Source organism: Nonomuraea sp. NPDC049695 (genome assembly GCF_040674955.1).
In the GTDB taxonomy this organism is placed as follows: domain Bacteria; phylum Actinomycetota; class Actinomycetes; order Streptosporangiales; family Streptosporangiaceae; genus Nonomuraea; species Nonomuraea helvata.
The window spans coordinates 21,294-33,565 of sequence record NZ_JBFANV010000041.1 but is presented as its reverse complement, the minus strand read 5'-3'; the positions used below and the strand labels follow the sequence as shown (position 1 = coordinate 33,565).

At 73.6% G+C, this 12,272-nt stretch carries 7 protein-coding genes; 2 read left to right on the top strand and 5 right to left on the bottom strand.

All coding sequences use genetic code 11. The features are described from left to right. Positions 1-2: 2 nt before the first annotated feature. Positions 3-995 (bottom strand): sugar ABC transporter substrate-binding protein, encoded by a 993-nt coding sequence (locus AB0J64_RS30755; protein ID WP_364034351.1) that lies wholly within the window; start codon positions 993-995, stop codon positions 3-5. 148 nt (positions 996-1,143) lie between these two features. On the opposite strand from AB0J64_RS30755, the gene AB0J64_RS30750 reads away from it, so the two are divergent. Continuing rightward, complete coding sequence (locus tag AB0J64_RS30750; protein ID WP_364034348.1) at positions 1,144-2,160, top strand: carbohydrate kinase; 1,017 nt, start codon at positions 1,144-1,146, stop codon at positions 2,158-2,160. Between the two features lie 16 nt (positions 2,161-2,176). Here AB0J64_RS30750 and AB0J64_RS30745 read toward each other — a convergent pair whose 3' ends face one another. Genes AB0J64_RS30745 through AB0J64_RS30735 form a run of 3 tightly spaced genes read right to left on the bottom strand, consistent with a single transcriptional unit; the run spans position 2,177 to position 9,557 of the window. Continuing rightward, positions 2,177-6,811: a TIGR02680 family protein gene (locus AB0J64_RS30745; RefSeq protein ID WP_364034345.1), complete on the bottom strand. Its 4,635-nt coding sequence runs from the start codon at positions 6,809-6,811 to the stop codon at positions 2,177-2,179. Continuing rightward, the gene (locus tag AB0J64_RS30740; RefSeq protein ID WP_364034342.1) at positions 6,808-7,989 is read right to left on the bottom strand and encodes a TIGR02678 family protein; all 1,182 of its coding nucleotides are present in this window, start codon (positions 7,987-7,989) and stop codon (positions 6,808-6,810) included. Before AB0J64_RS30740 ends, AB0J64_RS30745 begins: the two co-directional genes overlap by 4 nt. Beyond that, entirely contained in the window at positions 7,986-9,557 is a 1,572-nt protein-coding gene (locus AB0J64_RS30735) for a TIGR02677 family protein (RefSeq protein ID WP_364034339.1), read from the bottom strand. The genes AB0J64_RS30740 and AB0J64_RS30735 overlap by 4 nt, the downstream gene beginning before the upstream one ends. A gap of 123 nt (positions 9,558-9,680) precedes the next feature. Here AB0J64_RS30735 and AB0J64_RS30730 point away from each other — a divergent pair, with 123 nt between their 5' ends. After that, positions 9,681-10,094 (top strand): SRPBCC family protein, encoded by a 414-nt coding sequence (locus AB0J64_RS30730; RefSeq protein WP_364034336.1) that lies wholly within the window; start codon positions 9,681-9,683, stop codon positions 10,092-10,094. A gap of 44 nt (positions 10,095-10,138) precedes the next feature. On the opposite strand, the gene AB0J64_RS30725 is transcribed toward AB0J64_RS30730, so the two are convergent. Next, entirely contained in the window at positions 10,139-12,271 is a 2,133-nt protein-coding gene (locus AB0J64_RS30725) for an ATP-dependent RecD-like DNA helicase (RefSeq protein ID WP_364034333.1), read from the bottom strand. Between the last annotated feature and the right edge of the window lies 1 nt (position 12,272).

The window sequence follows — 12,272 nt, the reverse complement described above, 5'->3', positions numbered from 1 at the left end:
TGTCAGCCCCAGCAGTTCGCGAGGCCGAAGGTCGTGTCCTTGGCCTCGACGCCGGAGGTGGGCTTGTCGGTGATCAGGGTCACGCCGGTGTCGGTGTAGCCGGAGACCTTCTTGCCGGACTTGGCGAAGTCGGCCACCGCCTTGACGCCGTCCTCGGCCATCTTGAGCGGGTACTGCTGGCTCGTGGCGGCGATCTCGCCGGACTTCACGGCCTTCGTGCCGGTGCAGCCGCCGTCCACGGAGACGATCAGCACGTCCTTCTCGCGGCCCTTGGCCTTCAGCGCCGTGTACGCGCCCAGCGCGGCGGGCTCGTTGATCGTGTAGACGACGTTGATGTCGGGGGCCTTCTGCAGGCAGTTCTCCATGGCGGTCTGGCCCTTGGCCTGGTCCCCCCTGGTGTCCTGGGAGCAGACGACGGAGGGGTCGCCCTCCTGGATCCCGTACCCCTTCAGGAAGCCGTCGTGCCTGAGCTGGCCGACCGTGACGCCGGGGGCGAGGTCCAGGGTGGCGATCTTGGCGGGCTTGCCGGCCATGGCGGCCTTGGCGTACTGGCCGATCAGCTCGCCGGCCTTGAGGTTGTCGGTGGCGAACAGGGCGTCCGTGGCGTCCTGGGGGTCCGTCGGGGTGTCGAGGGCGATGACGAGCACGCCGGCGTCACGGGCCTTCTTGATCGCGGGGACGATCGCCTTGGTGTCGCTCGGGGTGATGAGGATGCCCTTCACACCGGCGGCGACCATGTTCTCGATGGCCGTGATCTGGGAGGCGTTGTCGCCGTCGAACTTGCCGGCGGCGCTCATCAGCTCCAGGCCGTTGGCCTGGGCGGACTTCTGCGCGCCTTCCTTCATCTTGACGAAGAACGGGTTGGTTTCGGTCTTGGTGATGAGCCCGACCTTGGGGGTGGAGGAGGAGTTCTGGCCGCTGCCTCCGTTGCCGCCGCCGCAGCCGGTGACGAGAAGGGCGGCGGCCAGGAGTCCGGCCGAGAGCTTTGCATTCATGGGCGGTTCCTATCAGGGGGGACCCGATGTCATCGTTGACATATGTCAACGTTGACATCCGCTGTGCTGCGATGATGGACTCCGATCCGAGAAACGTCAATGCCCCCATGCCGTAACAAATCGGCAACGTGCCTGAAAGGCAGGCTCGATGATCGCTGTCCTGGGCGAGTGCGTCGCCGACGGCTTCACCACCCGCTCCCCCGGCGACCACCCCCTCGGCCCCCGCCCTGCCACCCCCACCTCCTCGCCTCCCCCTGTCACCACCGAGCGCGGCGCGGGGCCGGGCGCCGGCGGTGACGCGGGCGCGGCTGGGTTGGCGTTGCAGGTGCTGCCGGGCGGCGGCCCCGCGAACACGGCAGTGGCACTGGCGCGGCTCGGGACCGCCACGCGCTTCCTCGGCCGCATCTCCGGCGACGTGTTCGGCGAGATGTTCCGCCGGCACCTCACCTCGTCCGGCGTGGACCTGTCGGCAGCCGTCGAGGCCAGGGAGCCCAGCACGCTCGCCGTCGCCGCCCTGGACCCCGGCGGGCAGGCCGAGTACACGTTCTACGCCGACGGCACCGCCGACTGGCAGTGGAGCCCGTACGAGCTGGACCTGAAGCGGCTCGGCCCGGCCGCCTGCCTGCACACCGGCTCGCTCGCGCTGGTCAGGGAGCCGGGCCGGACGGCGGTGGAGGCGTTCGCGAGGGAGGCCGCCGAGCGCGCCACCATCTCCATCGACCCGAACGTCCGCCCCACCCTCGCGACCCGGGAGGACTACCCGGTGTCCCGCTGGTGCGAGTTGACCGACATCCTCAAGCTCAGCGACGACGACCTGGGCTTCCTGCTGCCGGGCGTGCCGATCGAACGCGCCTGCGACACCTGGCACGCCGCAGGCGCCCGCCTGATCGTCGTCACCAGGGGCGCGGCGGGCGCGCTCGTGTCCCTGGACGGGGAGAGAGCCGAGGTACGGGCGCCGAAGGTGAACGTCGTGGACACGGTCGGCGCGGGCGACTCCTTCACCGCCGGACTCCTGCACAGCCTGTCCGCCAAGGGGCTCCTGGGCGGCCGCCTGGACGGCCTGGACCTGGCCACGGCGGCGGAGGCGGCCGAGTTCGCGGCCAGGGTGGCGGCTCTCACGTGCTCGGTCGCGGGAGCCAACCCGCCCTGGGCCGCCGCGCTCTGACTATCATCCAGCGTGATCAGCTCACCATCGACGATGTTCCGTAGCCGTTCCAGACGAAACGGGCGGTCGTCACCGCGTCGTCCCCGTCGCCCGTGATGAGCTGGTGGATCGCGATCCCGTCAAGCTCGCGGTACTCGCACCATTCGTGGTCGGACGTGAGCACGAGATCCAGCCCCAGGTTCACCAGCAGGTCGAACACCAGCCCGCGGTTCGCCTTGTCCACCCCAACGAACACCTCGTCCAGCAGGATGAACCGCGGGCACCCGGGATCGGTCTGGTAGTGCGCGGCCACGGCGGCGAACAGCGGCAGGTGCAGCGCGATCGCCTTCTCACCGCCGGACAGCGCCCCGTGCAGCTTCCTGGTCAGCTCCTGCCACCCCTGCCCGTCACCCCGGTCCAGCTTGACCACGAAGCGGTGCCAGGCCGTGTAGTCGAGCACCTTCATGAGCTGGTCCTCCCAGCCGGCCGACCAGTTGCCGGCGCGGGCCTCCTCCACGCGGTCCCTGAAGAAGGCGTAGAGCGCCTCCTTGTCGGACTCGCTCAGCCCCGCCGGGTCGCGCAGCAGCAGGTCGCGGGCGGCCCGCGTGCCGGGCGGCTGGGTAGGATCAACCTGCCAGACCAGCCGGACGGCCACCCGCGAGGCGGTGCGGACCCGTTCCAGGCGCTGGTTCATGCTCTCCACCAGGGCGCTCGCCTGCCTGATCCGGTCGGCGAGGTGCCGCCGCGTGTCGCCCGCCAGCGTCCGGTCGAACAGGTCCCGCTCGGCCACCGTGATGTGTGAGCGCCGCTCGTCGCGCTCCTTGCGCAGCGCCTCGCCGAGCGCCGCCGCTCCGGCCCGGAGGCCGCCGGCGGTGGCGGTCAGCACCTGAACGTCCTCGTCGGCCACCAGCTCCAGCTCGGCCCGGCCGGCGAGGATCTCCCTGGCGTGGTGGAAGGCGTCCTGCAGCCGCGCCTCGGCCTCCTTGACGCTCCGTTGCTCGTACGGCACCTCCGCGAGCTGCTCGGCCACGGCCCCGGCCGACTCCAGCACGGCCCGCACCCCGGTGTCGTGCACCGGCTCGGCCGTCACGCGCGCGTCTGCCGGCAGGTGCCCGGCCATCAGACGGCGGAACCGTTCCGACGCCTCCTCCCGCGCGCGGCCCGCCTCGGCGTGTCTCCCCTCGGCCGTGCCGAGCTCGCCCCTGAGCCGGCCGAGCCGGGTGTTGAGCCGGGTCAGGTCGTCGGTGATCGAGCGGATGATGCGGCGGCAGGCCTGGTACGCGAGCTGCGCCTCCTGGAGCAGGTCCAGCACCCGCGCCTGATCGGCGTCGATCGCGGACTCCACGGCCGCGAGCTTCTCCGCCAGCACCACGGCGGCGGCCGCGGCGGCCTCGGCGCGCTCGACGGCTCTGACGGCGAGCTCCTGGTATTCGGCCGCGCTCGCGGTGGCGTGCCGGGCGCGTTCCCTCGCGGCACGGGCGTCGGCCCGCCGGTCGTGCCAGGCGGCGCCGGCCGCCTCGGCGGTGCGCAGGGCCTCTTCCAGGTGGTCGAGCGCGGGTGTCGCGGTGGGCAGGGCGTGCTCCGCCGCCAGCTCGGTGAGCCGCCGCAGCGACCGGCCGGCCTCCTTCTCCCGCTCGTGCAGGCGCAGTTCGTACGCCCGCAGCTGGTCCTCCAGCAGCGCGACCTTCTTCACCGCGCCGTCGAGGGCCTCGACCGCCCGGGCGTACGGCTGCCTGTCGGGCCTGCGCCGCAGCTCGGCGGAGAGCGTGTCGCGGTCGGCGTCGACCACGGCGAGCAGGTGGTCGCACTCGGCGATCGTGCCCGCGAGCTCGCCGAGCCGGTCGTCCAGCTCCGCGATGCGGCGGCGCCTGGCGCGCTCGCGAGCGGTGGCGCCGATGTAGGAAGGCTCGGGCTTGACCCAGCGGCCCGCCGCCGGCCCGAGCCGCCAGGTGCCGTCGGCGCCGACGACGGCGGGATGGTCGACGCCGATCGCGCTGGGCGCGAACGCGATGCCCGCCAGCACCGTGTCGGCCCGTACCGGCGAGTCCGCCTCGGTGAGCAGCACGTGGGCCAGGCTGTAGCCGGGCGCGGGCTTGGCCAGCGACGCCACGGCGAACGCGTCGTGCTCGCCCTGGTCGAACCCGCCGTCAGGGCGCAGCCACAGGTCCAGCAGGCCCGCCGCCTCCAACGCCGCCTCCACGCCCGCCTGTGCGACCGGGTCGAGGCCCGACCTGAACGCCACGGCCCGCCACAGCGGGGCGCCGGGGCGGCCGTCCCTGGCGGCGGTGTCCCGGGCGTGCGAGGTCGGGGGCTCGATGACGGCCTGGTCGTTGAGTCGTTCGCGTTCGCGGGTCAGCTCGGCGCGCTCGGCCAGCAGCTTGTCGCGCAGGCCCGTCAGGTGCTGCTCGCGGTCGGCCAGCCTGACCGCCGCCGCCGTACGCGCGGCGGCGACCACCTCGTCGGCCTGCTCCGATCGTTCGGCCGCGCCCGCCGTCTCCTCGGGGTCGAGCTTGAGCTGTGTGCAGCCTTCCGCCCAGTCGGCGAGGGCGGCGGCCAGGTCGCGGGCTCGCTCGTCGCGCAGGCGTTCCGCCTGGTCGTGGGCCGTGCGGGCGGCGGCCAGGGCGTCCCGGGCGCGGTCGCGGTCCTGCTCGGCGGCGGTGCGGCCGTTGATCGCCTGCTGGTGCTCGGCGGCTCCGGCGCGCACCTCGCGGATCTGGGCGATCCGGCTGGTGACGGCGGCCCGCGACAGCTCCCGCGCCCGGTGCACGGCGTCCTCGCCGTCGAAAGCACACCCGACCTCGGGTGCGCGCCCCCTGCCGGATGCGGGCCCACTCCCCAACGCCCGGCCACCATCAGACGCACGGCCACCGCCAGGCGCGACGCCGCCCCCGAACGGATCCCCGTCCTCGGACGCAGCGCCACCGTCCGGTGCAGGACCGCCCTGGAACGCACGGCCACCGTCCGGTGCAGGACCGCCCTCGGACGCACGGCCACCGTCGGGCGCAAGGCTGCCCTTTCGTGCACGGCCGCCCTCGGACGCGTGCCCATCGTCAGGTGCAGCGTCGGCATCGAAGGTGCGCCCGCCGCTGAGCGCGGTGCCGCTGAGCAAGGGGCCACCGGCGGGTGCGACGGCTCGGGCGGCACCGGCTTCGGCGCCACCGGCTCCGGCCTGCGCACCACCAAGCCTAGCCGGCGCGACGCCGGGCTCGAGAGACGCGCCGACGGACCCGGGAGGCGCAACGCCAGGCCCACCCTGCGCGACGCCGGATCCGGGAGGCGCAACGCCAGGCCCGGGAGGCGTGGCACCGGATCCGGGAGGCGTGGCACCGAGGCGAGGCGCGTTCGGGAGAGCCTCGGGGTGGGCGTCGTCGAGGTCGTCGGCCTCCCAGGTGGATCCCGCTCGTTCGGACTCCTCGTGCGCGGCGAGGAGGCCGGCGCGTTCGGCCGCGTGGCGGGCCTCCGTCCTGGCGCGGTCGGCGAGCGCCGCGGCGGAGCGGGCCGTGGCGGCGGCCGCGGCAGCCAACTCCTGCTTGGCGGTGGCAGACCGGGCGGCCGCGCCCGCCTGGTCGCGGAGGCGGGCGGCCGTCTCGTGCGCGTCCTGCGCCTCCGTGCGGAGCCGGTGCAGCTCAGAGCCCGCCCGGTACGCCTCAGCCTCCTTGAGCCCGTCGATCTGCGCGGCCAGCGCCAGCTCCTGCGCCTCCTCCTCGCCGAGCCGCGCGGTCGTGGCGGCCAGCTCGTCCTCGGCCTCCTTGAGCGCCTCCCGCCTGGCCTCGGTCTCGGCGGCCAGCGAGTCCAGGGCGTGCCCCGCGGACAGCACCCCGGCGGCGGCGGCCCGCAGCACGCGCTGGGCGTAGTCGCGCTGCCGGGCGGCCAGCCGGTCGGCCTCCTCCACGTCGCGGTCGAGCAGCCGCAGCTCCTCGCGCTGCCGGTCGAGCCGTTCGAACCCTTCGGCGATCTCGTGGATCTCCCCCTCGCCGAGCGGCGGCAGGGCGCTCGACAGCAGGTCGGACAGCAGGCCGGGGTCGAGGCGTTCGGAGAGCTTGGGGGTGCGCAGCTGGCGCAGCGCGGTCAGGAGCGAGTCATAGCGCTCCTCGTTGAGTCCCGGGTAGAGCGTCTGGCGCACGACGGCGCGGTAGGCGTCGGCGGAGTCGTGGACCTGGCCCGACGTGCCGAGCTCCTCGATGAGCTGGGCCTTGGTCAACGGCTGGCCGCCCTCGCCGGTGAGGCGGATGCCGTCGGGGGCGTCGACGCGGGCCTCTGTCGTGAAGTAGACGGCGCTGACGTTCCTGGTGTGGATGGTGGCCTGAAGCCGGGCGCCGCAGGTGAACCAGCGGCCGTCGGCGTGCCGGAACTCCAGCCACACGTAGCCGACGCGGGTGGTGCCGCCGGCGCCGTCACCCATCAGGTTCCAGTGCATGGTGCGCTCGGTGCCGCCGAACGTGGACAGCCGGCTCGGCTTGAGACTGGCCTCGAGCACGTACGGGAAGAGCAGCTCGAGCACCTTGGACTTGCCGCTGCCGTTGGGCCCGCGCAGCAGCAGCCTGCCCCGGTGGAACTCGAACACCTCGTCGTAGTAGCGCCACACGTTGAGCACTCCGGCGCGTACGGGGACCCAGCGGGCGTCCATCCCCTGCATGGCGCGGGCGGCGGCGGTGAGCTCGGTGACTGTCATGAATCCTCCTGAACGGCCGGGTCGACCCGGTAGCGGGCCGCGGCGGGCAGGGCGGCGACGCGGTCACCCGTACGGCGGGCCAGCCCGAACATCGTGAGCACCTCCAGCGCGTCGGCGGCCAGCCGCGGCCCGCCCTCGTCGGACTGGTACGCCCTGGCCCACAGCGGGAAGCGGCGCAGCAGCTGCGTGGCCTCGGCGTCGAGCCGGGCGGCGGTGACGGGACCGGAGGAGACGAGCAGGTCGAGCATGAGCAGGGCGGCCACCTTGGCGTGGCTGCCGTCGTCGGGGAACCTGGTGTCCGTGGCGGTGGCGTCGGTGTCGACGAGCAGGAAGCCCTCGGCGCGTTCCTCCAGCACGAAACCGGCCTCCTCCGCGGCGCGCCTGACGATCCGGCGGCCGGGGAGCGAGGCCGCGTAGGCCCACTGGTCGGGGGTCAGTTCGTCGCGGTAGACGACGGGCTCGTCGAGCAGGCGGCGGATGAGCGAGTGCCTGGCCCACAGGTTGCGCTGGGTCTCGGTCGGCTCGTCGCCGCCGTACCGCGCCTCGGTGGTGAGCGCGTCCCATGAGCCGGACCCGATCCGGGAAGGGGGCACGGGGGCGGCGAGCAGCCTGATCACGCGGGTGGTGTCGACGCGGTAGAGCACCTTGGCCTCCTCGTCGTCGAGGTAGGCGTCGGTGGCGCCGTCCATGGCGATGATCGCGCCATGGTGTTCGAGCAGGTTGAGCGCGTCCACGAACGCGGCCCGTTCCTCGCCCCTGACCGGGTCGAACGCGGGCACCTCCGCCTCCACCGCGGCCGCGTGGACGACGCGCCGGGCCAGCATGCCGATCGTGGTGACCGGCGAGGTGAGCAGCTCGGCCGCGCACAGGCAGAGCAGCGTGTAGCGGCGGCGGTCGAACGGGGCCCTGGTGGCGCGGCGGCGCCGGGCGGGCCGGGTGGCGCTCGGCTCCGTTCTGACCTTGATCAGGCGGGCGTACCCCTGGCGCGGCTCCACGACCAGCCGCCAGCCGCAGAAGTAGTCGAACCACTGGATCAGCGGCTGCCGCCGCTTCCTGATCAGGTCGAAGGCGGCGGGGTCGTCGTGCTGGGAGATGAGGGGGCGGCGGAGCAGGGTTCTGATCGCCCGCGCGATCTCCTCCTTCTCGGCTCTGACGAGCTGGTTGGCCAGGCTGCTCACGCTCCCACCACCCACCTGTGCAACCCCTCACCGGCCTCCCGGTCGTGAGGCGCCTCGATCGAGCGCACGTCGATCAGGTAGTCGGGCCCCCGGAACCACCCCTCCGGGGTACGCAGCACCGCCACCGCCCCGTCATCGGGCGCCCGCAGCACGATCTCCACCCGCCCGTCGGAGGTCACGGCCCGCCGGAACCCGGTCGAGTCGGGCCGTTCGGCCAGGGCCCTCCCGAGCAGATCGAGCAGCCGGCCGAACGTGTCGTGATCGAGCTCCCCCATCTGCGACAGCCGCATGGCCCCGGTGGTGGCCAGCGCCGACCAGGCGGCCTCCAGCTCCGCCCGCTCCTTCTCGGCCCGCGCCCTGCGCTCGGCCCGCAGGCGGTCGACGTCGCGCACCCTCCCCGTACGTCCCATCCGCTCGTTGCGCCCGCGCGAGCGCAGCAGCGCCGACACCTCCACGGGTTCGGCCTCCGACCACGCCACTCCGGCCGGGATCAGCTCGGCGTCCGCGTGCCCCAGGTGCGCGTGCCGGGCGGAGCCCAGCCCGAAGGCCGCGTCCCACAGCCGATGGGCGTCGTCCTCGCTCGGCGCGCCCGCGAACCAGCGGGCGAGCGTACGGAAGTCCGCCGCGGCGCTGGAGGGACGGCGGCGGGAGTCGGTGATCCGGTCGAGCACCTCCAGCAGCGAGACGACGGCCCGCCGCGCCACGTCGTGGAGCAGCCGCACCCGCGCAACCTCCCCGTCGTCGGGCGCGAACCACAGCCGCAGTGCCTCCCACCTGGCCGCCCTGGCCGCCAGCCACGCCGTGGCCCCGTCCGTGCCGGGCTCCTCCGGCAGCTCGGCCCCGTTGAGCGCCCGCGCGTGCAGCACGTCGACGCCGTGCCCGGCCACCGCGCGCAGGGCGGCGGCGACGGTGTCGCCGCGCTGCTCCAGCGTGCCGGCGAACTCCTGCAAGTAGGCCACCGTGGCACCCTTGACCTCGTGGTACGTGCTCAGCTCCGCCGCCTCGACGCGCAGCAGCCGCTGCAGCTCGCCGTTGAACCGCCTGGTGTTGTCACGCAGCCCGTCGAGGTGGCACTCCAGCTCTTGCAGGGCGGCGAAGATGCGCCGGTCGCACCGGGGATCGGGGTCGCGCAGCAGCCGCTCCAGCTCTCCCAGCCGCTCGGCGATCGCGTCGAGCACGCCGGTCTGCAGCGCTCCGGCCGAGTTCAGCACCGCCATCGCGTGCCGCGCGCCGGCGAGGGCCGCCTCGCCCCGTCTGGTCAGCGTGTACTGCAGGTTCTTGCGCTCGTACTCCTCGGCGTTGGCGAAACTCCCGGCGTGGTCGAAGACGACGTCGAGCAGCCCCCACCCGGCGAGCTGCCTGAGCGCCCCGGCCAGTTCCTGCTCGCCGACCGGGGCGGCTGCCCACTCGGCCGCCCGCAGCCCGTCCCGCACCTCGTCGGCCGTCAGCGCCGTCTGGAGCCGCTCGGCGGCCTCGCCGAAGGCGTGGAGGACCGCCGTGTGCAGGTCGGCCCGCTCGGTGGTGGCGAACCGGAACATCTCCGGCGGCACCCGTGGCTGCTCAGCCATCGCCCCGCTCCCCTCGCCGCGCGATTTCCACGCGCGCAACCGTAGCGGGAAGCCCCCGCGCGACGGCCGCTGTTTGCGAGCAGATCACACGGGTACGGCGGTGCCATTGGAAGGGAGGCCGGGATGGCGGAGTTCGAGGCGACGCGGAGTATGCCCGCAAACAGCACGATCGTGTACGGTGTCGCGTCCGATGTGGACATCATGGACAGATGGCTTCCGAAGGGCCTGTCGGTCGCCGACGCCGGCCCCGGCACGCTGGAGGCCGACGGCGACCTGGTGCCCGGCCCCGGGCCGCACGAGGGGCTGTTCCGTGCCTCGGAGGAGCAGCTGCGCGTGGAGTGGGGCGGCCGCGACCACCCGGGCTACGCCGGCTGGCTCCAGGTGTCCGACGCGGCCGCCGGCGCCAGCGAGGTGACCGTGCACATTTCCCTGCTCGACGAGCCCGACTCGGGGGCCCACGCCGACGAGGTGCGCGAGCTGCTCGACCGCTCACTCGACCGGCTGGCCGACGAGGTGAGCCGGCGCCAATCCGGCTGACCCGGACTTGGCGGAGCCTGACCGGATCTTGGGCGTCCGATGGGCTAGTCGTCGAGCGCCAGGGTGAGGCGGCGGGACAGGCCGGTGTTCCTTCGGTGGCCCAGCCGGTGGACCGCCATCTCCAGCGCCTCCCGCTGGCCCACCAGCACCACCCACGCCTTGGCCCGGGTCACCAGCGTGTAGAGGAGCTTGCGGCGCAGCATGATCCCGCCCGACTCGGCGACGATCGGCGCCACCACGAACGGGTATTCGCTGCCCTGCGACCGGTGCACGCTGATCGCGTAGGCGTGGGTCAGGTCGTCGAGCTCGTCGAAGCCGTAGCGCACGCGCTCGCCGTCGTCCGTCAGGATCTCGATCATGCGCTCTTCCTGGATGACCGCCGTGACCGTCGCGGTCTCTCCGTTGAAGACCCCTTTGTCGTAGTTGTTGCGGATCGGCATGACGCGGTCGCCCACCCGGAAGACCGTCGAGCCCGACCAGTGCTCCGGTTTGTCGTCGGCCGCCGGGTTGAGCTGGTCCTGGATCAGGCGGCCGAGGGCGGTCGCCCCCGTCTCGCCCTTACGCATCGGGCAGAGCACCTGCACCTGGCCGGGCTCGACGTTCTGCTTGCGCGGGATCGCCACCATCGCCAGGTGGGCCACGCGCCGCGCGACCTGCGCGGGATCGTCGAGCTCCTCGAACCAGAAGCCGCCACCGGCCGTGCGGACCGGCAGCCGTCCGGCGCGGATGCGGTGAGCGGCGTCGATGATGCCGCTGCCGTCCGCCTGCCGGAAGACGTGGGTGAGCCGCATCCGCGGGATCGCCTCGGCCCGCAGCAGGTCGGCGAGCACGTCGCCGGGCCCGATGCTCGGCAGCTGGTCGCTGTCGCCGATGAGCAGCAGGTGGCTCCCGGACGGCACGGCCGCGGCCAGCCGGGTGGCAAGGTGCAGGTCGAGCATGGACGCCTCGTCGACCACGATCAGGTCGGCCTGCGACGCCCGCTCGTCGAACAGCGTCTCCGGATCGGGATCGGGCTGCTGGGCGAGCATCCGGTGGATGGTCATCGCGGGCAGCCCGGTCAGCTCGGACAGGCGCTTGGCCGCCTTGCCCGTGGGCGCCGTGAGCGTGACCGTGCCGCCCGCGGCCCTGACCGTGGTCGCGATGGCCTTGACGGTGTGGCTCTTGCCGCACCCGGGGCCGCCGGTGATGACGGAGACGGTGCTGGTCAGAGCCATGTTGACGGCGGCGCGCTGGTCGTCGTGGAGCCCGGGGTCGTCGCGGAAGGAGCGCAGGGGCAGGGTGGAGCGCGCCTGCATGAGCCGGGTGATCTGCTCGGTCAGCGCCACCTCGCGGCTGTGCACGTGCTTGGCGTACACCACGGGCGTGCCCCGCTCGTCGGGGCCGGCCTCCACGACCACCCGGCGGTCGGCGATCAGCGCGTCGATCACCGGGCTCACCAGGGTCTGGTCCTGCTCGATCAGCTCCGCCGTCTCTCTCACCAGCGCGGCCACCGGCAGGTAGCAGTGGCCGTCGCGGCTGCCGGCCGCCTCCAGCCGGTCGAGCAGCGCCGCCTTGATCCGCTGCGGGCTGCGCTCGGGCACCCCCGACTGCAGCGCGATCTTGTCGGCGATGCGGAACGCGATGCCGCGCACCCGCCCGATCAGCCGGTAGGGGTCGGTGGCCAGGACCTCGTCGGCGTCCTGGCCGAACACCTGGTAGATCTTGGCCGCCAGCAACGGGCTGACCCCGAGCCCCTGGAGCGTCACCATCAGCGCGGCGATCGCCTTCTGCTCCTGCCACGCCTGGACGATCTGGCCCTGCCGCTGCGGCCCGATGTTGACGACCTCGGTGAGCCGCTCGGGCTCGCTGTCGATCACCTTGAGCGTGGCCTCGCCGAAGTGGTCGACGATCGCGTACGCCAGCCGCGGCCCGATCCCCCTGATCAGCCCCGACCCCAGGTAGATCCGGATGGCCCGCACCGACGAGGGCGACACCCGCTCGCACCCGCTCACCGAGAACCGGCGGCCGTGCCGCGGATGCCGGCCCCACTCGCCGAACAGCCGCAGCGTCTCGCCCGGCTGCACGCCGGCCAGCGCCCGCCCGGTGGCCACGAAGTCGGGCTCGCCGTCGGCGCTCATGCGCGCGACGGTGTATTCGTCCTCCCGGACGTAGACGAGCTGCTCGACCGACGCCTCCACA

Coding starts and splice junctions, on each gene's coding strand:
- AB0J64_RS30755 (WP_364034351.1), bottom strand. CDS start 995: ATGAATGCAAAGCTCTCGGCCGGACTCCTGGCCGCCGCCCTTCTCGTC.
- AB0J64_RS30750 (WP_364034348.1), top strand. CDS start 1,144: ATGATCGCTGTCCTGGGCGAGTGCGTCGCCGACGGCTTCACCACCCGC.
- AB0J64_RS30745 (WP_364034345.1), bottom strand. CDS start 6,811: ATGACAGTCACCGAGCTCACCGCCGCCGCCCGCGCCATGCAGGGGATG.
- AB0J64_RS30735 (WP_364034339.1), bottom strand. CDS start 9,557: ATGGCTGAGCAGCCACGGGTGCCGCCGGAGATGTTCCGGTTCGCCACC.
- AB0J64_RS30730 (WP_364034336.1), top strand. CDS start 9,681: ATGGCGGAGTTCGAGGCGACGCGGAGTATGCCCGCAAACAGCACGATC.